A 19,366-nucleotide genomic window follows, 5' to 3' on the forward strand; every position below is an offset into this window, starting at 1 on the left:
GTGTTGCAGCCCAGGCATCCAGGCACGAACCGAGGCCGCTGGGCAGCAATACCATTCACATTATTGAAATAGGGAGTCCGCAATGCTTACCGTACGCCGCGCCGCCGAACGAGGCCATGCCAACCACGGCTGGCTGGATTCGTTCCACACCTTTTCATTCGCCAACTACTACGACCCGGCCCACATGGGTTTCGGCGCGCTGCGCGTGATCAACGACGACCGCATCGCCGCCGGCCGCGGCTTCGGCACGCACGGGCACCGGGACATGGAAATCATCACCTACGTGCTGGATGGCGCGATCGCGCACAAGGACAGCATGGGCAGCGGCTCGACCATCCTGCCCGGCAACGTGCAGCGCATGAGCGCCGGACGCGGCGTGATGCATTCGGAGTTCAACCCGTCGCCCGACACGCAGACGCACATGCTGCAGATCTGGATCGAGCCCAACGTCGCCGGCATCGCGCCCGAGTACGAAGAGCGCGAGTTCAGCGATGCGCAAAAGCGCGGCCGCCTGCAAGCCCTGGTGTCGGCCGACGGCGTCGACGGCTCGATGAAGATCCACCAGGACGCGCGGCTCTACGCCGGCCTGTTCGACGGCGCCGAATCGGCCACGCTGGAACTGGCCGCCGGCCGGCGCGCCTGGGTGCACGTGGCGCGCGGCAGCATCGTGGTCAACGGCGTCGAGCTGGCGGCCGGCGACGCGGCCGCCATCACCGATGCCGATCGCGTCGAACTGAGCGGCGGCAAGAACGCCGAAGTGCTGGTGTTCGACCTGGCATGAGGCCAAGCCGGGCGCGATCCCGCGCCCGGCAGGCTTTAAGATGGCCGCAGGCCCCAACTTCCACACCCGGAGAGTCTCATCATGTCCACCTTGTCCGAAGCAGGCGATAGCGCCATCGAAACCGTGGTCGTCCCGCGCACCAGCGACCTGGGCGGGTTTTCTGTGCGGCGCGCCATCCCCTCGGCGCAGCGCCGCGCCGTCGGCCCGTTCGTGTTCCTGGACCACATGGGCCCGATCGAATTCGCCCCGGGTTCCGGCATAGACGTGCGCCCGCACCCGCACATCGGCCTGTCCACCGTGACCTATCTGTACGAGGGGTCGATGGTGCACCGCGACGGCGTGGGCAGCGTCAAGACCATCCTGCCCGGCGAGGTCAACTGGATGACCGCGGGCCGCGGGATCGTGCATTCCGAGCGTTCCTCGCCCGAAAGCCGGCAGTCGTCGCAGAAGCTCTGTGGCCTGCAGATCTGGGTCGGCCTGCCCAAGGCCCACGAGGAAACCGATCCCGGCTTCACGCACTACGGGCTGGACGTGCAGCCGGTGGTCGAAGGCGAGGGCGTGCGCGCCCAGGTCGTGGCCGGCTCGCTGTTCGGCAAGACTTCGGGCGTCAAGACACTGTCGCCGCTGTTCTACGGCGACCTGCAGCTGCAGGCCGGCGCCACCGTGGTGCTGCCGGCCGAGCATGAAGAGCGCGCGGCCTATGTGTCGCAAGGCAACGTGGAAGTCGACGGCCAGGAATTCGAAGGCGGGCGTCTCATTGTCTTCGCGCCGGGCCGGCCGGTGCAGATCCGCGCGAAGACCGCCGCGCGCTTCGCGGTGCTGGGCGGCGAGCCGCTGGACGGCCCGCGCTTCGTCTGGTGGAACTTTGTCTCCAGCAGCAAGGACCGCATCGAACAGGCCAAGCAGGACTGGCAGCGCAACCGCTTCGACCAGGTGGTGCCCGGCGACGAAACCGAGTACATCCCGCTGCCCGCGCCGCGCGCCTGAACGGCCCGGCGCGGCGGTATGATGCCCGTCCCGACTCAACAACAATCCGGGATGGAGACACCATGCATCGCTATACCGTCAACGCGCTGCGCGGCCTGGCCGCGCTGGCGCTGATCCACGGCGCCTCGGCGGCGCTCGCCGCCGGCTATCCGGCCAAGCCGATCACCTTCATCGTTCCGTACACCGCCGGCGGCACCACCGACCTGGTGGCGCGCACGGCCGGCCAGAAAGTGGCCGAAAAACTGGGCCAGCCCGTCATCGTCGAGAACCGTCCGGGCGCGGGCGGCAACATCGGCATGGACGCCGTGGCCAAGGCCGCGCCCGACGGCTACACCATAGGCTTCGGCGCGATCTCGACCAACGCGCTCAATCCCTTCGTCTATCCGTCGATGCCGTTCGATCCCACCAAGGACTTCACCGGCGTCAGCATGCTGGGCGCGTCCACCGTGGTGCTGGAAACCGGCCCGGCCCTGAAGGTCGGCAGCGTCAAGGACCTGGTGGCCTACGCCAAGCAGCACCCGGGCACGTCCTACGGCACGCCGGGAACCGGCACCTCCATGCACCTGGCCGGCGTCATGTTCGACCAGCTCACCGGTGCCGGCATGCAGCACGTGCCGTACAAGGGCAGCGCCCCGGGCCTGAACGATCTGCTGGGCGGACACCTGCCGGTGATGTTCGACAACCTGCCGGCCTCGCTGCCGCACATCAAGGCAGGCAAGGTGCGGGCCCTGGCGGTCACCGGCAGCAAGCGCGCGCCCGCGCTGCCCGAGGTGCCGACGCTGGCCGAGCTGGGCTATGAGGCCGCGGTGGTGGACCCGTGGTTCGCCGTCTATGGCCCGGCGAAAATGCCGCCCGAGGCGACCCGCGCGCTGAGCGAGGCGTTCCAGTGGGCGCTGGCGCTGCCCGAGGTCAAGAACAAGCTGGAGCAGGCCGGCTTCATGCCCTACGGCTCCACGCCCGAAGAGGTCGAGCGCCTGACCCGCAGCCAGTACGAGGCCTTCAAGGCCTTGTCGCAGAAGGTCAAGCTGTCGGCGGACTGAGGGAAATCAGCGGCCGCGGGCGTAGGCCTGCTCGCGCCGCTCTTCCAGCGCCTCGCGGCGGATGAAATCGCGCACGAAGTCGTTGGCGGGATGGTGGTGCAGGTTGTAGGGCGTGTCCCACTGCGCCACGCAGCCCTTGGCCATGACGCCGATGCGGTCGGCGATGGCGAAGGCCTCGGCCTGGTTGTGCGTGACCAGGATGGCCGTGTGGCCGGTGCTCTTGAGGATGTCGCGGACCTCGAAGGCCAGCCGCTCGCGCGTGTCCACGTCCAGGTTGGAGAACGGTTCGTCCAGCAGCAGCAGGTCGGGCGAGGGCGCCAGCGCGCGCGCCAGGGCCACGCGCTGCTGCTGCCCGCCCGAAATCTCGTGCGGGTAGCTGTTGGCCGCATGCGCCAGGCCCACCAGTTCCAGCATTTCCTCGACGCGGCGGGCGCGCTCGGCGCGCGCCAGCTTGCGCAGCCCGAAGGCCACGTTCAGCGCCACCGTCAGGTGCGGGAAGAGGGCGTAGTCCTGGAACATCATGCCGACGCGGCGCAGCTCGGGCGCCACCTGCACGGCGGGCGAGGAGATCACGGCGCCGTCGAGCAGGATGCGGCCGGCGCGCACCGGCTCGAAGCCGGCGATGGCGCGCAGCACGGTGGTCTTGCCGCAGCCGGATTCGCCCAGCAGGCAGCCGATATGGCCCACGGGCAGCCCCAGCGTCAGGTCCTGCACCACGGGCTTGAGGCCGGCGGGCGTGTCGTAGGCTAGGGAAAGGTGATCGAGTTCTAACAGATCGGGCACGATGATCAATGTCCCATTTTCAGATTGGTCCGCGCCAGCAGAATGACGGGAAATAGGCCGGCCAGCACGATGGCCAGCGCCGCCACGGCGCCTTCCTCGTACGTGCCGCGGGCGGCTTCCGCATAAAGCCAGGTGGCCAGCGTGTCGAAATTCATCGGGCGCAGCAGCAGCGTGGCCGGCAGCTCCTTCATGGCGTCCACGAACACCAGCAGCGCGCTGGCGGCCAGCGCCGGGCGCAACAGCGGCAGGTGCACGCGGCGCAGCGTGCCGGCCGAGCTTTCGCCCAGCAGGCGCGAAGCCTGTTCGAGCGAAGGCGGAATGCGCGCCAGGCCGGCTTCCAGCGCCCCGGTGGAGATGGCCAGGAAGCGGATGGCGTAGGCGCACACCAGCGCGCCCATCGAGCCCATCAGGAACAGGCCGCCGGTGCCGAACACCTTGGCGACCGCGGTGTCGATCCACACGAAAGGGGTGAGCAGGCCGATGGCCAGCACGGTGCCGGGCACCGCGTAGCCCAGGCTGGCGATGCGGGCACAGGCGCGGCCCGGATTGAAGCCCGAGCTTTCGCGCAGCGTGCGTCCGGCCCAGGCCACCACCAGCCCGCACAGCAGCGTCACCAGCGTGGCGCTGAAGGCCACGATCAGCGTATTGCTCAAGCCCCTGAGCAACTGGTCCGACACGCCGCCCACCAGATGCAGGCGCTTGTAGGTTTCCACCACCAGGTACAGCGCCGGAGCGACGAAGCCGGTCAGCACCGGAATCCAGCCCAGCGCCACCGCGGCCGCGGCGGCCGTGCCGCGCAGCCGGCGTGGCTGCATCGGGCGCATGCGCTGGGTATTGGCGTAGCGCTGGCGCTTGCGCCCGTGGCGCTCCAGCAGGATCAGGCCGATCACGATCGCCAGCATGGTCAGCGCGATCTGGGCCGCGCCGGCCAGGTCCGAACGCGTCACCCAGGTGGTGTAGACCGATACCGTCAGCGTCTGCACGCCCAGGAATTCCGAGGCGCCGATATCGTTCAGGGTTTCCAGGAGCGCCAGGCTCACGCCCACCACTATGGCGGGGCGGGCCAGCGGCAGGGCCACGCGGCAGAACACCGCCACGCGGCCAGCGCCCAGCGTGCGGGCGGCTTCCAGCAGGCTGGCGGCCTGCGTCATGAACATGACGCGGGTGCTCAGATAGACATAGGGATACAGCACGAAGCCCAGCACGAAGATCGCGCCGTAGATCGAGCGCAGGTCGGGCAGGCGGAACTGGCGCGGGCTGTCGTAGCCCAGCAGCGCGCGGATCGCGCTTTGGATGGGGCCGATCGGATGCAGCAGGTCCAGATAGGCGAAGGCGATGATGTAGGTCGGCACCGCCAGCGGCAGCAGCAGCGCCCAGGTCAGCACCCGGCGGGTGGGGAACTCATAGGCCGTCACCAGCCAGGCGGCGCCCGTGCCCAGCAGCGTGACCACCACGCCCACGCCGGCCAGCAGCATGGCGGTATTGGCCAGCGCCTGCGGCAATACATAGTGGGCGAGGTGCTGCCAGTGGGCCAGTTCGCCGCCCAGCGCCCACCAGCCCAGCGTCAGGACGGGCGCAAGCACGGCCAGCGCGATCAGGGCGGCGCCGGCCAGCCAGCCGGCCCCGCGTTCAGTCCAGCGCAGACGCAGCGGCCGGGGCAAAGATTCTGTGTGCATGCTTCAAAGTCGATGGCATCAAAGGCAAGGCCTGCTCCCCCGCGAAAGAGGGGAGCAGGCCCTGCGCGCGGACCGGCAAAAAACGTCCGCGCGCCTGTTACTGCCCCAAGGCGCGGCCGCGCGGCATGGCGCGGCACGCCGGGAGCTTATCAGTTGTCGAAACCGACCTTGTCCACCAGTTCGCTGGCCTGCTTGCGGTGCTTGGCGATCTCGGTCAGCGGCAGCGGGTCCACCTTCAGCTCGCCGAAGCTGGCGACGACGGGGTCCAGCTTCACGCCCTTGCGGACGGGATACTCGTAGTTGGCCTGCGCGTACAGGGCCTGGGCCGGTTCGGAAACCAGGAAGTCCAGCAGCTTGATCGCGTTGGCCTTGTTGGGCGCGTGCGCCGCCACGGCCGCGCCGCTGACGTTCACGTGGGTGCCGCCGCTCTTGGCGTTGGCGAAGGTGGGGCGCACGACCTTGATGGCGTCGCCCCACTTGCGCGCGTCGGTGCCGGGCTGCGCGTTCTTCATGTGGCCCACGTAGTAGGCGTTGGCCAGGCCGATGTCGCAGATGCCGCCCAGGATGTCGCGCGCCACGTCGCGGTCGCCGCCGGCGGCCTTGCGGGCCAGGTTGGCCTTGACGCCGCGCAGCCACTTCTCGGTGGCCTCGGCGCCGTCATGCGCGATCATGGAGGCGACCAGCGCGGTGTTGTAGGGATGCTGGCCCGAGCGGATGCAGACCTTGCCCTTCCACTTCGGGTCGGCCAGGTCTTCGTAGCGGAAGCTCTCCAGCTTCAGGTCCTTTTCCACGTACAGCACGCGGTCGCGCAGCGACAGCGCATACCACTTGCCGTCGGCGCCGCGCAGGTTGGCGGGAATCACCGATTCCAGGGTCTGCGACTTGATCGACTGGGTCACGCCGCCGTCCACGAGGTCCAGCAGGTTGCCGATGTCCACGGTCATGAGCACGTCGGCCGGCGACTTGGCGCCCTCGGCCTTGACGCGCTCGAGCAGGCCGTCCTTGACGAACACGGTGTTGACCTTGATGCCGCTTTCCTTCGTGAAGGCGTCGAGCAGCGGCTGGATCAGCTTGGGCTCGCGGGTGGTGTAGAGGCTGACTTCCTCGGCGGCGTTGGCCGACACGGTGAAGGCGGCTGCGCCGGCCAGCGCCAGGGCGCGCAGCAGCGAATTCAATTGGGGACGCTTGATCATGAGGAGGGGCTCCGGCTAGGGCTGCGGCAGCAAGCCGCGCCGGGCGTCTTGCTGCTGCTCAAAAACGGTCTGCTAACGAAAATGATTATCAAATTGGAAGGCGACGATACCAGGAAGCTTTGCGTCATTCAACTATCTGTCAGTGGACGCGCCGATCCATTGATCCCCATCAAGACGGCATAAGGGTATTACGGAATAATGAGAGCAATTATCATCGAGACCCTGTAGAATAGGGTCAACCCTAATGCCTGCCGCGTCTTTTGTGCGGTAGGGACCTGACCCCGCGGCGCAAGCCGGGCCCAACGCCCGGGGGCCGTCCGCCCCTAACTAGATGCGACATGGCTGCTTTCAATACTGAGCGCGTACTGAGCGTGCACCACTGGAACGACACCCTGTTTTCCTTCACCACGACGCGTGACGCGGCCTTGCGGTTCCACAACGGCCACTTCGTGATGATCGGCCTCGAAGTCGAAGGCAAGCCGCTGCTGCGGGCCTATAGCATCGCCAGCGCCAACTACGAAGAAAACCTCGAATTTCTCAGCATCAAGGTGCAGAACGGCCCGCTCACCTCGCGCCTGCAGCACCTGAAAGAGGGCGACACCATCTTGGTCAGCCGCAAGCCGGTGGGCACGCTGGTGGTCGACGACCTCAAGCCCGGCAAGCACCTGTTCCTGTTCGGCACCGGCACCGGCCTGGCGCCCTTCATGAGCATCATCAAGGACCCGGACGTCTACGAACGCTTCGACAAGGTCATCCTGGTGCACGGCGTGCGCTGGGTCAGCGAACTGGCCTACGCCGACTTCATCGAACGCGAACTGCCAAACAACGAATTCTTCGGCGACGTGGTGCGCGAAAAGCTGGTCTATTACCCGACCGTCACGCGCGAGCCGTTCCGCAACCAGGGCCGCATTACCGAGCTCATGGAAAGCGGCAAGCTCTGCGAGGACATCGGCATTCCCCAGATCAATCCCGAAACCGACCGCGCCATGATCTGCGGCAGCCCGCATATGCTGGCCGACATCAGCGCCATGCTGGACAAGCGCGGCTTCGTCGTCTCGCCGGGCGTGGGCCAGCCGGGGGACTACGTCGTCGAACGGGCGTTCGTGGACAAATAAGCCGCTGCGCTTGTCCGGAAGAAAACAGAAAACCCATCGCGTATATGGCGATGGGTTTTTTGTTGGGTAATGATGGGTTTCGCGCGCTTGATATTCGAGTTCTTGTGAAATCTCTCTCGCGCTATACCCATCCTACGGGAAACATGGACCCGTTTCCTTATTCCGGCTGTATCCCCGCCTTCTTGATAATCTCCCCCCACTTCTTCGACTCGCCCTGCTGGAACTGCGCCAGTTCCGCCGGCGTCGACGTGGCGGGATCGGTTCCGGTCTGCGTATAGAACTGCTTGGCGGCCGCGCTCTGGGTGGCCTTCACCAGCAATTCATTCAGGCGCTTGACCACGTCCGGCGGCGTGCCGGCCGGCGCATAGGCCGCGAACCAGTAACCCATCTCGTAACCCGGCACGCCCGCTTCGGCGATGGTGGGCACGTCGGGCGCCAGGGCGGAGCGCGCCGTGCCGGTCACGCCCAGCGCGCGCAGCTTGCCCGACTTCACCTGGGGCAGGCCGGTGGCCGTGTCGGTGATCATCATGTCGATCTGGCCGCCCAGCAGGTCGGTGACCGCCAGCGGATTGCTCTTGTACGGCACGTGCAGCAGCTGGATGCCGGCCATCTGCTGCAGCAGCTCGCCGGCGATGCGGCTGCTGGAACTGCCGCTGCCGAAGCTCAGCTTGCCGGGCTGCTTCTTGGCCTGCGCCAGGAACTCGCCCACCGTCTTGGCCGGGGAGGCGGGGTTGACCACCATGATCTGGCCGCCCTTGCCCAGCAGGGTCAGCGGCGCGTAGTCCTTGACCGGATCGTAGGTCAGGCTCTTGTACAGGTGCTCGTTGGCGGCATGGGTGGTGTTGGTGGTGATCAGCACCGTATAGCCGTCGGGCGTGGCGCGCGCGCCGGCGGCCGCGCCTATCATGGCGCTGGCGCCCGGCTTGTTCTCGATGACGACGGCCTGGCCGGTCTGTTCGGTGACGCCCTGGCCGATGGCGCGGCCGATCTGGTCGGTGGCGCTGCCGGCCGCGAACGGCACGATGAAGGTGATGGGCTTGGCCGGGAACTGGGCCAGGGCCGGCAGCGGCAGGGCGGCGGCCAGGAGCAGGGCCAGGCGGCCCTTGAAAGCAATGCGCATAGGTGTCTCCTGTGGTGTTTCTTATAAGGACTGCAATCAGGCGGCCGCTGGGCGGTCGCCGGGGATGTCGGGCAGCCGGCTGGCCAGCTCGGGGCTGACGTCCACCGCCATGTCCAGCAAACGGAACGACAGGCTTTTGCCGTGCGTGTCGAGATTCAGTGCGTCGTTGACTCCGCCGTCCAGCACGCCTTCGAGCACCAGATTCATGGCGTGCAGCGTGGGCAGCAGGTAGCGGGTCACCCGCTTCGGGCGCCGGTAGCCGAACCAGGCCGCGACCCGGGCCTCGCTGACCTGGGCGGCCAGTACCTCATAGCATTCGGGGTCCCAGGCGATCAGGCTGAGATTGGAGATATCGCCCTTGTCGCCGGAACGGCTGTGCGCCAGGCGGTACAGGGGCACGGAAACCAGCTCGGGGCTCATTGCGCGGCCTCATCAAGAAAAGACCAGCCGCTGGGCACGGCGGCGCGGGGCAGGGTGCAGGACAGCATGTTCAGCCGCGGGCGCAGCGCGGTGCGCACGCCGCCGCCGCCGGCCGGGCCGCAGGTATAGAGCGCGTTGACCTCGCGCAGCACGCTCTCGGCCAGCTTGCGGTCCAGGTGTTCGGTGGCGATGCGCAGGCGCACGTCGCGCGCATGCCCCTCGGGCAGGGCGCGGCGCATCTCGCCGGCGTCGTCGCCCAGGATGCTGATGGCGCCGATCAGGTCGGCGCGCAGCCGCAGCGCCGGATTGACGCGCTTGCGCACGATGTCCGCGGCCAGCCGCGCACGGGCCTCGGCCTGCACGCCCGCGTACGAAATCTCGGCCTCGGCCAGCCAGCCGCCGCGGTAGCAGACGTTCACCTTCAGTTCGTCGGGCCGCGCATGGCCGGTAATGCCGCGCACCGCCACGCGGTCGCCGCCCAGTTCCTCCACCGTAGCCTGGCTCAGATCGGCCACCACGTCCGGCGTCAGATAGCGCGCCGGGTCGTGGACTTCGTACAGCAGCTGTTCCTTGACCGTGCGCGCATCCACCATGCCGCCGGTGGCGTCGGCCTTGCCGATCGTGAACTCGCCGTCGGCATGGATCTCGGCTATCGGGAAACCGGCGGCGTGCACGTCGGGCACGTCCTTCAGGCCCGGCACGCAGAAATAGCCGCCCGTCACCTGCAGGCCGCATTCCAGCATATGGCCGGCCATGGTGGCGCGGCCCAGGCGCGGCCAGTCATCCAGCCGCCAGCCGAAATGGGCCAGCGCCGGTCCCAGCGTCAGCGACGGGTCGGACACGCGGCCGGCCACCACCACCTGCGCGCCCGCGGCCAGCGCCTCGGCGATCTCGGTCGCGCCCAGATAGGCATTGGCGCTGACCACGTCCAGCCCGTCCAGCGCCGCGCCCAGGCGCTGGCGCAGGGCATCGCGCTGCGTGGCGCTGGTGAGCGCGTCGCCATGCACCACCGCGATGCGCGGCGCCGGCAGGCCTTGCTTCCGGGCCAGCGCGGCGATGCGGCGCGCCGCGCCGGCCGGATTGGCCGCGCCGAAATTGCCCACGATGCTGATGTCGCGGCGCAGGCAGTCGCCCAGCACCGGCCCGACCAGTTCGTCCAGCAGCGGCTCGTAGCCGCGTTCCGGGTCGTCATTGCGGGCCAGCTGCGCCAGCGCCAGCGTGCGCTCGGCCAGGGTCTCGAAGATCAGCACGCCGCCGCCGCGGGCGGCCAGCGTGCGCACCACGGCCGCGGCGCCGTCGCTGCGGTCGCCGGAGAACCCGGACGCGCAGCCGATGAGCAGGGGAGAGCTTGAAGGCATAGAGAAAACCGCCTGGTGAATTCACTGTATGCGGCCACTATAGGCAGCGCCAGCTAATCAGTAAAATAGAAAGATCAGATCAATTCATAAAGAAAAGCCATGAATCTATCTGCCCGCCAGCTGCGCGCCTTCGTGGCCCTGGCCGAAGAAAAGCACTTCACCCGCGCGGCGCAGCGCTGCCATCTGACGCAGCCGGCCTTCAGCGCGCTGATCCGGCAGCTGGAAGACAGCGCCGGCCTGCGCCTGTTCGACCGCGACACCCGCAACGTCGAACTCACCGCCGAAGGGCGCATCCTCGACGCCACCGCGCGGCGGCTGCTGGCCGACATGGAACTGGTGATGGACGACCTGCGCGACCACGCCGCGCGGCGCCGCGGGCGCGTGGCCCTGGCGGCCTTGCCCTCGCTGGCCGCGGGCTGGCTGCCCGGGCTGCTGGCGCGCTTTCGCGAGGCCCACCCCGGCATCGTGGTGGACCTGCGCGACGCGCTGCTCGACCCGTGCCTGGACATGGTGCAGGGCGGCCAGGTGGATTTCGCCGTGGCCTCGCGGCGTCCCGACATGGCCGACCTGGACAGCGAATTCCTGCACGCCGACCGCTATTACCTGGTGTGCCGCGCCGACCATTCGCTGGCGCAGGCCGGCGCCGTCCGGCTGCGCGACATCCTGCGCTATCCTTTGATCCACCTGGCGCGCGGCAGCAGCGTGCGCAAGCATCTGGACCAGGCCTTCGGCGCCGACGCGCCGGCGCCGGTCTTCGAGGTCGAGCACCTGGCCACCGCCACCGGCCTGGTGCGGGCCGGCCTGGGCATTTCGGTGGTGCCCGCCATGACGCTGTTCCATTTCGGCGGCCCGGACCTGCGCATCGTGCCGCTGGCCGGCAAGGCGCTGACCCGGCCGCTCTACCTGGTGCGGCGCAAGGGCCGCACGCTGTCGGTGGCCGCGCAGGCGCTGTACGACCTGCTGCGCGAGCACAGGGGAGATATCGATCAGGGACCGGGCATTCCGCCACTTTCGCGAATGTCTATTGCTGTTTAAACTTCGATAGTTGTAGCTTCTATCCGTCACCCAAGGATTCCGCCCATGAGCAAGCAAATCATCCATACGGACACCGCGCCCGCCGCGGTCGGCCCTTACTCGCAAGCGGTTGCCGCAAGCGGCACCAAGACTGTCTACCTCTCGGGCCAGATCGGCCTCGAACCGGGCACCGGCGACCTCGTCTCCGAGAACTTCGACGCCCAGGTGCGCCAGGCCTTCGCCAACATGCAGGAAGTCATCAAGGCGGCCGGCGGCACGCTCGACAACGTCGTCAAGCTCACGCTGTTCCTGACCGACCTGGGCAAGTTCACCGCCGCCAACGCCATCATGGCCGAGATCATTCCGCAGCCGTTCCCGGCGCGCTCCACCATTGGCGTGGCCAGCCTGCCCAAGGGCGCGCAGTTCGAGGTCGAAGCCATCCTGGTCCTGTAGGACCCGCCCGGGACGTTTCGCACCCAGGGGGGTCTATTTCTTCATGCCGGCCGCGGCAGCAGCCTCCAAGCGATCCGGCGCCGACACCCAAGGCGCCGGCAAGGCCATGACGGATACGGAGCGCAAGCTCCGTAACCTGGGCCTGGTGCTGCCCGAGGACTTCGTGCTGCACCTGCCGCTGCGCTACGAAGACGAAACCCGCGTCGTCCCCATCTCCACGCTCAGACCCGGCTTTCCGGCCCAGGTCGAAGGCGAGATCACCAAATCCGAGGTGCTGTACCGCCCTCGGCGCCAGCTCACCGCCACCCTGGCCGACGAGAGCGGCGAACTCCAATTGCGCTGGCTGAACTTCTATCCCAGCCAGCAGAAACAAGTCACCGTGGGCAAGCGCCTGCGCGCGCGCGGCGAAGTCCGCGGCGGCCTGTTCGGCCGCGAGATGATCCACCCGCGCATGACCAGCGCCGACGCGCCGCTGCCCACCGCGCTGACCCCCGTCTATCCCAGCACCGAAGGGCTGCCGCAACTGACGCTGCGCCGCGCCATCGCGCAGGCGCTGGACCGCGCCGACCTGTCGGACACCTTGCCCGAAGCCGCCCGCGCCCGCTACGACCTGCCGCCTTTCGAGCCCGCCATCCGCGCCTTGCACACGCCCGCCCAGGGAGAATCCGAGGCCGCGCTGCTGGACCGCGTGCATCCGGCCTGGCGGCGCATCAAGTTCGACGAACTGCTGGCCCAGCAGCTCTCGCTGGCGGCCGCGCGCGCCGCGCGCCGCGTCAAGGAAGCCGAGGCGCTGCCCGTGCGCAACGAACCCGGCGGCCTGGTCGCGCGCCTGTACGAAGCGCTGCCGTTCAAGCTCACCGGCGCGCAGCAGCGCGTGGTCCAGGAAATCTCGGCCGACCTGGCCAAGCCTTACCCCATGCACCGCCTGCTGCAGGGCGACGTGGGCAGCGGCAAGACCGTGGTGGCGGCCATCGCCGCCGCCCAGGCCATCGCCGGCGGCGCCCAGGTTGCGCTGATGGCGCCCACCGAAATCCTGGCCGAACAGCACTTCCGCAAGCTGGTGTCCTGGCTGCAGCCGCTGGGCGTCAACGTCGCCTGGCTCAGCGGCAGCCTCACCGCCAAGGCGCGCCGCGAAGCAGCGGCCGCCGCCGCCGACGGCAGCGTGCAACTGGTGGTCGGCACCCAGGCCCTGATCCAGGACCATGTCGAATTCCACCGCCTGGGCCTGTCCATCGTCGACGAACAGCACCGCTTCGGCGTCGGCCAGCGCCTGGCGCTCACCCGCAAGGGCGAAACCGTGCGCGGGCGCATCGTGCCGCATCAGCTCAACATGAGCGCCACGCCCATACCCCGCACGCTGGCCATGACCTTCTTCGCCGACCTGGACGTGTCCGTCATCGACGAACTGCCGCCGGGGCGCACGCCGGTCCTGACCAAGCTGGTCTCGGACGCGCGCCGCGAAGAAGTCATCGCCCACATCGCCCAGGCCGCGCGCGGCGGCCAGCAGGCCTACTGGGTCTGCCCGCTGGTCGAGGAAAGCGAGGCGCTGGAGCTGCAAACCGCCGTCGACACCTACGAAGGCATGCGCGCCGACCTGCCGGACCTGCGCATCGGGCTGGTGCACGGCCGCCTGCCGCAAGCCGAAAAAGCCGCCGTCATGCAGGCGTTCCGCGACGGCGACATCGACCTGCTGGTGGCCACCACCGTCATCGAAGTCGGCGTCGACGTGCCCAACGCCTCCCTCATGGTCATCGAGCACGCCGAGCGCTTCGGCCTGGCCCAGCTGCACCAGCTGCGCGGCCGGGTAGGGCGCGGCACCGCCGAATCGGTCTGCGTGCTGCTCTACCAGACCCCGCTGTCGCAGGTCGCGCGCGAACGCCTGCGCGCCATGTTCGAAACCTCCGACGGCTTCGAGATCGCGCGGCGCGACCTGGAGCAGCGCGGCCCGGGCGAATTCCTGGGCACGCGCCAGTCCGGCATGGCGCTATTGCGCTTCGCCGACCTGGAAACCGACGCCGCCATCGCCGAGGATGCGCGCGACGCCGCCGTATGGCTGCGCGCCGAGTACCCCGAGGCCGTCGAGGCCCACCTGGCGCGCTGGATGCGCGGGCGCGAGGATTTCCTGCGCACATGAACCATTACCTACCGACCGCCGGCGCTGCCGCCGGCGCACAACCCGCGGGGGCGTAGTCCACCATGACTCTCACCGAACTCAAATACATCGTCGCCGTCGCGCGCGAGCGCCACTTCGGCCGCGCGGCCGAGGCCTGTTTCGTCAGCCAGCCCACGCTCTCGGTCGCGATCCGCAAGCTCGAAGACGAACTGGGCGTCACGCTCTTCGAACGCGGCGGCGCCGAAGTCGGCGTCACGCCAATCGGCCAGCGCATCGTCGCCCAGGCGCAGAAAGTGCTGGAAGAGAGCGCGAGCATCAAGGAAATCGCACGCCAGGGCCACGACCCGCTGGCCGGCCCGCTGCGGGTCGGCGTCATCCACACCATCGGCCCGTACCTGCTGCCCAGGCTGGTGCCGGTGCAGATCGCGCGCACCCCGCAGATGCCGCTGCTGCTACAGGAGAACTTCACCGTGCGGCTGGTCGAACTGCTGCGCCAGGGTGAAATCGACTGTGCCATCATGGCCTTGCCGCTACCCGAAGCCGGCCTCGTCATGCAGCCCCTGTACGACGAACCCTTTGTCGTGGCCGTGCCCAACGACCACGAACTGGCGCGGCGCAAGGCCATCGACGCGCAGGACCTCAAGCAGCAGACCATGCTGCTGCTGGGCAGCGGCCACTGCTTCCGCGACCAGGTGCTGGAAGTCTGCCCCGAACTCTCGCGCTTCTCCGCCGCCAGCGACGGAATCCAGCGCACCTTCGAAGGCTCCTCCCTCGAAACCATCCGCCACATGGTGGCCGCCGGCATCGGCGTCACCGTCCTGCCCGTGACCGCCGTGCCCGAGCAGCCGCCGGCCAACAGCCTCTTGCGCTACCTGCCGTTCGAAGGCCAGGTGCCCGAGCGCCGCATCGTGCTGGCCTGGCGCCGCAGCTTCCCCAGGCTGGCCGCCATCGAGGCGCTGGCGCAGGCTGTCTACGCCTGCGAACTGCCCGGCGTCCGGATGCTGACCGACGAAGTCGCGGCGATGCAGGACTGATCGCTTGCGCATCGTCAACACCTGCCGCGCCTGACGGCGCCGGCGCTCAACTTTGCCGCAAATCATCATCCCCGCAGTGGTATTCTTGTTTTGCAATTTCACCAACAGGAGTTAGCAATGGCCAAGTCCCCCAAGAAGACCTCCAGCGTTCCGCGCATCAACATCGGTATCTCGGACAAGGACCGCGCCGCCGTCGCAGGCGAACTGTCCAAACTGCTGGCCGACTCGTACACGCTGTACCTGATGACGCACAACTTCCACTGGAACGTCACGGGACCCATGTTCAACACGCTGCACCTGATGTTCATGACCCAGTACACCGAAGAGTGGAACGCGCTCGACAGCATCGCCGAACGCATCCGCGCACTGGGCCACTACGCGCCCGGCACCTACCGCGAATTCAGCAAGCTCTCGTCCATCTCCGAGCCGGACGCCGTGCCCGAGGCCCTGGAAATGGTGCGCCTGCTGGTCACCGCCAACGAATCCGTCGCCAAGACCGCGCGCGCCGCCTTCGAGAAGGCCGACGCCGCCAACGACCAGCCCACGGCCGACCTGCTGACCCAGCGCCTGGACGTGCATGAAAAGAACGCATGGATGCTGCGCAGCCTGCTTCAATAAAATTTGGTGCGATTCGCTTACAATGGCCGGCCGTCCTTACCGACGGCCGGATCTTTGTGAACCCCGACAATGGCCGCCGAGAGGCGGCCATGTCTATGCGACGTGCCAAAGAAAACGCCCCAGACGCCACCTTCTGCCACCTTCCCATCCGCCGCGCACTGGCTGCGCTGGCTCTGCGCGCCGGTGTGGGTGCTGGCGCTGGCGACCGAAGCCAAATCCTTCAAAGACAATCCCATCCTCGGCAGCCGCAGGCTGAACCGCGCCGGCCTGCACATCGCCCGCGTGCGGCTGGCGCAGCGGCTGGCCGACAGTCGCCGTAAACGCCTGGCCCACCTCCTGGACGAACAGGACCGTAGCGATTTCGACCGCGACGGCTTCATCCTCAAGCCCGATTTCCTGCCCGCGGCCACCCTGGCCGCCGTCGAACGGGAACTGGCCAGCGCCGCCGGCCAGGTGCGGGAAATGGAGCAGGGCGACGCCATCACCCGCCGCATGTCGCTGGACGCCGGCGCGCTCAAACACATGCCGGCCACGCGCCAGCTGCTGCAAGGCGAACAATGGCTGGGGCTGCTCAGCTATGCCGGGTCGTTCCGCTGCCATCCCATGAACTACCTGCAGACCATCCTGGCGCACGCGCGCCCGGCGCCTGCCGACCCGCAGCTGCAGCTGCATTCCGACACCTTCCATCCCACCGTGAAAGCCTGGCTGTTCCTGAACGACGTGGGCGCGGAAGAGGGGCCTTTCGTCTACGTGCCCGGCTCGCACCGCATCAACCGCCGCAGGCTCGCCTGGCTGCGCCGCCAGTCCATCGACGCCTGCACGCTCGACCGCATGAGCGCACGCGGCTCGCTGCGCGTCTCGCGCACCGCGCTGCGCCGCATGGGCTACCCCGAGCCGCGGGCCTTCGCCGTCAAGAAAAACACCCTGGTGGTCGCCGACACCTCCGGCTTCCACGCCCGCGGCGCAAGCCGCCATCCGTCCACCCGCATCGAAATCTGGGGCTACGGCCGCCGCAACCCCTTCCTGCCCTGGACCGGCTGGGACCTCCAGGGCCTGCCCGGCCTGAAGGGCAGGACCGTGCCGCTCTACTGGCGCGCCCGCGACCTGGGCGAAGCCCTGGGCCTGCGCCGCAACCCGTGGCGCCGCGTCGCGCCTACCGATACTGGCCATGAATAGCGTCCACCCCCGTGCCGAAACCCGCGAACCCGGTTTCCCCCGCTGCGTCCTGATCACCGGCGCCACCGGCGGCATAGGCGGCGCCCTGGCGCTCGAATACGCCTCCGCCGGCGCCAAGACCCTGATCCTGCAGGGGCGCAACGCCGACCGCCTGCAGGAACTGCGCGCCGCCTGCCAGGCGCTGGGCGCGCGCGTCCTGACCCACGAACTCGACGTGCGCGACCATGACGCGCTGATGGCCTGGCTGGCCGACGTGTGCGAAGCCGAAATGCCCGAACTCGTCATCGCCAACGCCGGCGTCAACATCAACACCGGCCCGCAGCAGCAAGGCGAACAGTGGCGCGACGTGCACCGCCTGCTCGACGTCAACATCAAAGCCGTATTCGCCACCGTGCACGGCGCGCTGCCCGCCATGCGCAGGCGCGGCCACGGCCAGATCGCCCTCATCAGCTCGCTGGCGGCCTGGCGCGGCCTGCCCGAAACCCCCAGCTACAGCGCCAGCAAAGCCGCCGTCAAAGCCTACGGCGAAGCCATGCGCGACGCCCTGGACGCCGAGGGCATCCGCTTCAACGTCGTCATGCCCGGGTACGTGGAATCCCAGATGTGCTTCGACATGCCGGGCCCCAAGCCTTTCCTCTGGAAAGCCGACAAAGCCGCCCGCGTCATCCGCCGCGGCCTGCAGGCCAACCGCGCCCGCATCAGCTTTCCCTTTCCGCTGAACCTGGGATGCTTCCTGCTCTCCGTCATCCACCCCGCGGTATCCGGCTGGATACTGAAAAGGTTGGGCTACGGTGATTGAAGCCTTCTGGATCCCGCTGCTGCCGCCTTACCTGATAGGACTGGCGCTCACCTGGGCCATCGAAACTCTGCTCGTGCCGCGCCCCGTCGCCCCGTGGCGCCGGCCCGCGGCCGCGCTGGGCGCGCACCTCGGCGTCTGGACCCTGGCCTTCGCGCTCGAACTCGCCCTGTTCCGGCGCCCGTACTTCGCCGTCGCCAACGTCCTGGCCATCCAGCTCCTCATCGTCCTGGTCAACAACGCCAAATACCACGCGCTGCGCGAACCCTTCGTCTACCCCGACTTCGAATACTTCACCGACGCCATCAAGCATCCCCGCCTGTACTTGCCGTTCTTCGGCCTGGCGCGGGCGTTGGCCGCCGGAGGAGGGTACGGCGCCGCCCTGTGGGCGGGACTGGCGCTGGAAGACTCCGTCACCGCGGGCGCCGGCCTGTGGCTGGTATCGTTCGCCGAACTGCCCCAGGAACACCTGTTCGATCCCACCGCGCCGCTCATCCCGTTCTTCGCCCACACCGCCGCGCTGGCCATCGCCGGCCTTGCCCTGGCCATGCTTGCCGGCAGGTGCAACCCCGTCGGCTTCGACGCCTGCAACGACCTGCGTCGCCTGGGCCTGATCGCGGCCCTCTGGGCCTACGGCCGCGCCGAACGCCAGCCCACCGCAGACCTGCGCAGCCGCGCCCCGTTCGCCAACGTCAAACCCCCGGACGTCCTGCCGGACCCGCTGCCCGACCTCGTCGTCATCCAGAGCGAGTCCTTCTTCGACGCCCGCCGCGCCTATCCCCAGATCCTGCGCGAAGACATCCTGGCCAACTTCGACCAGCTCAAATCCGAAGCCATCGCCCACGGCCAATTGAAAGTCCCGGCCTGGGGCGCCAACACCGTACGCACCGAATTCGCCTTCCTGTCGGGCATGGGGCCGGACGAACTGGGCATCCACCAATACAACCCCTACCGCAGACTGGCCGGCCAGGGCTTTCCCACGATCGCGTCATACCTCAAATCGCTGGGCTACCGCACCGTCTGCGTCCATCCGTACCACCGCAGTTTCTACCGGAGGGACAAAGTCCTGCCGCTGCTGGGATTCGACGAATTCATCGGCATCGAAGCCTTCCAGCACGCCAGACGGGACGGCCCCTACGTGGGGGACAGGGCGCTGGGCGATTACATCGCTCACATGCTGCAACAGGAATCAGACCAACCCTTGTATCTGCACGTGATCACCATGGAGAACCATGGACCGCTGCATTGGGAGAGCGTGGATGAGGCGGATGTGGCGGACGTGTTCAAGGGACCGATGCCGGACGGCTGCCGGGACCTGGTGGCCTATGCGCGGCATTTGCGCAATGCGGATGCGATGTTTGGGAGGGTGAGGGAGGTGCTGATGGGACGGAACAGGCCGGCTTCGTTGTGCATCTTTGGGGATCATGTGCCGATCATGTCCGGTGTGTATGCGGAAATGGGGGAAGGGGACGGGAGAACAGACTATATCGTGTGGCGATCTGAATGCGGAGCGCTGCAGACCACGATTACCGATGTGATGCAACTCGGAGACGCTTACCTAGCTCCCGTCGTACTAGGGTGAATAACGAGCAGAAATGCGAAGTGTAGCGCCATTCGGCCAAGAGCTACAGAAACGTAAGAAATATATGGAAATGAAACGTCAATTTTTATTCCTCTATCGGCGGCCAA

At 68.0% G+C, this 19,366-nt stretch carries 18 protein-coding genes; 12 read left to right on the plus strand and 6 right to left on the minus strand.

What is annotated here, in order from left to right:
- Positions 1–82: 82 nt before the first annotated feature.
- The 3 genes from A6B37_RS04775 (at position 83) to A6B37_RS04785 (ending at position 2,808) form a co-directional block, all read left to right on the plus strand.
- Positions 83–781 (plus strand): pirin family protein, encoded by a 699-nt coding sequence (locus tag A6B37_RS04775; RefSeq protein WP_111825058.1) that lies wholly within the window; start codon positions 83–85, stop codon positions 779–781.
- An 81-nt stretch (positions 782–862) separates the two neighbouring features.
- The gene (locus A6B37_RS04780; RefSeq protein ID WP_111825059.1) at positions 863–1,768 is read left to right on the plus strand and encodes a pirin family protein; all 906 of its coding nucleotides are present in this window, start codon (positions 863–865) and stop codon (positions 1,766–1,768) included.
- A gap of 62 nt (positions 1,769–1,830) precedes the next feature.
- Complete coding sequence (locus A6B37_RS04785) at positions 1,831–2,808, plus strand: tripartite tricarboxylate transporter substrate binding protein (protein WP_111825060.1); 978 nt, start codon at positions 1,831–1,833, stop codon at positions 2,806–2,808.
- Positions 2,809–2,814: 6 nt separating this feature from the next.
- Here A6B37_RS04785 and A6B37_RS04790 read toward each other — a convergent pair whose 3' ends face one another.
- The 3 genes from A6B37_RS04790 to A6B37_RS04800 form a co-directional block, all read right to left on the minus strand.
- The gene (locus A6B37_RS04790; RefSeq protein WP_102771838.1) at positions 2,815–3,591 is read right to left on the minus strand and encodes an ABC transporter ATP-binding protein; all 777 of its coding nucleotides are present in this window, start codon (positions 3,589–3,591) and stop codon (positions 2,815–2,817) included.
- Positions 3,592–3,596: 5 nt separating this feature from the next.
- The gene (locus A6B37_RS04795; RefSeq protein ID WP_102771306.1) at positions 3,597–5,267 is read right to left on the minus strand and encodes an iron ABC transporter permease; all 1,671 of its coding nucleotides are present in this window, start codon (positions 5,265–5,267) and stop codon (positions 3,597–3,599) included.
- Between the two features lie 149 nt (positions 5,268–5,416).
- Positions 5,417–6,460, minus strand: a complete 1,044-nt coding sequence (locus tag A6B37_RS04800; RefSeq protein ID WP_111825061.1) for a Fe(3+) ABC transporter substrate-binding protein — start codon at positions 6,458–6,460, stop codon at positions 5,417–5,419.
- A gap of 338 nt (positions 6,461–6,798) precedes the next feature.
- Here A6B37_RS04800 and A6B37_RS04805 point away from each other — a divergent pair, with 338 nt between their 5' ends.
- On the plus strand, positions 6,799–7,575 hold the full coding sequence (locus A6B37_RS04805; RefSeq protein WP_102771304.1) for a ferredoxin--NADP reductase: 777 nt from the start codon (positions 6,799–6,801) through the stop codon (positions 7,573–7,575).
- Between the two features lie 157 nt (positions 7,576–7,732).
- Here A6B37_RS04805 and A6B37_RS04810 read toward each other — a convergent pair whose 3' ends face one another.
- From A6B37_RS04810 to A6B37_RS04820, 3 genes are read right to left on the minus strand one after another with little or no spacing between them, the layout of a single operon-like run.
- Positions 7,733–8,695 (minus strand): tripartite tricarboxylate transporter substrate binding protein, encoded by a 963-nt coding sequence (locus A6B37_RS04810; protein WP_111825062.1) that lies wholly within the window; start codon positions 8,693–8,695, stop codon positions 7,733–7,735.
- A gap of 36 nt (positions 8,696–8,731) precedes the next feature.
- On the minus strand, positions 8,732–9,115 hold the full coding sequence (locus tag A6B37_RS04815) for a hypothetical protein (RefSeq protein WP_111825063.1): 384 nt from the start codon (positions 9,113–9,115) through the stop codon (positions 8,732–8,734).
- The gene (locus A6B37_RS04820; protein WP_111825064.1) at positions 9,112–10,473 is read right to left on the minus strand and encodes an acyclic terpene utilization AtuA family protein; all 1,362 of its coding nucleotides are present in this window, start codon (positions 10,471–10,473) and stop codon (positions 9,112–9,114) included. Before A6B37_RS04820 ends, A6B37_RS04815 begins: the two co-directional genes overlap by 4 nt.
- Positions 10,474–10,572: 99 nt before the next feature.
- Between A6B37_RS04820 and A6B37_RS04825 the strand changes: the two genes are divergently transcribed.
- The 8 genes from A6B37_RS04825 to A6B37_RS04860 all read left to right on the plus strand — a co-directional run bounded on the left by A6B37_RS04825 (position 10,573) and on the right by A6B37_RS04860 (position 19,259).
- Positions 10,573–11,508 carry a LysR family transcriptional regulator gene (locus A6B37_RS04825; protein WP_111825065.1) on the plus strand — a complete coding sequence of 312 codons (936 nt, stop codon included), beginning with the start codon at positions 10,573–10,575 and terminating at the stop codon, positions 11,506–11,508.
- Positions 11,509–11,553: 45 nt separating this feature from the next.
- Entirely contained in the window at positions 11,554–11,940 is a 387-nt protein-coding gene (locus tag A6B37_RS04830) for a Rid family detoxifying hydrolase (RefSeq protein WP_102771300.1), read from the plus strand.
- A gap of 43 nt (positions 11,941–11,983) precedes the next feature.
- Entirely contained in the window at positions 11,984–14,074 is a 2,091-nt protein-coding gene (gene recG, locus A6B37_RS04835; protein WP_102771299.1) for an ATP-dependent DNA helicase RecG, read from the plus strand.
- A gap of 62 nt (positions 14,075–14,136) precedes the next feature.
- Positions 14,137–15,087 carry a LysR substrate-binding domain-containing protein gene (locus A6B37_RS04840; RefSeq protein WP_102771298.1) on the plus strand — a complete coding sequence of 317 codons (951 nt, stop codon included), beginning with the start codon at positions 14,137–14,139 and terminating at the stop codon, positions 15,085–15,087.
- 117 nt (positions 15,088–15,204) lie between these two features.
- On the plus strand, positions 15,205–15,705 hold the full coding sequence (locus A6B37_RS04845; protein WP_102771297.1) for a Dps family protein: 501 nt from the start codon (positions 15,205–15,207) through the stop codon (positions 15,703–15,705).
- Positions 15,706–15,807: 102 nt separating this feature from the next.
- A complete protein-coding gene (locus A6B37_RS04850) occupies positions 15,808–16,881 on the plus strand; it encodes a phytanoyl-CoA dioxygenase family protein (RefSeq protein WP_246842364.1) in 1,074 nt (357 codons plus the stop codon).
- Positions 16,874–17,680, plus strand: a complete 807-nt coding sequence (locus A6B37_RS04855; RefSeq protein WP_111825066.1) for an SDR family NAD(P)-dependent oxidoreductase — start codon at positions 16,874–16,876, stop codon at positions 17,678–17,680. The genes A6B37_RS04850 and A6B37_RS04855 overlap by 8 nt, the downstream gene beginning before the upstream one ends.
- Positions 17,673–19,259 carry an LTA synthase family protein gene (locus tag A6B37_RS04860; protein WP_111825067.1) on the plus strand — a complete coding sequence of 529 codons (1,587 nt, stop codon included), beginning with the start codon at positions 17,673–17,675 and terminating at the stop codon, positions 19,257–19,259. Before A6B37_RS04855 ends, A6B37_RS04860 begins: the two co-directional genes overlap by 8 nt.
- Positions 19,260–19,366 lie beyond the last annotated feature (107 nt).

It is taken from the genome of Achromobacter sp. HZ01 (genome assembly GCF_003267925.1).
GTDB classification, from domain to species: Bacteria; Pseudomonadota; Gammaproteobacteria; order Burkholderiales; family Burkholderiaceae_B; genus Achromobacter; species Achromobacter pulmonis_A.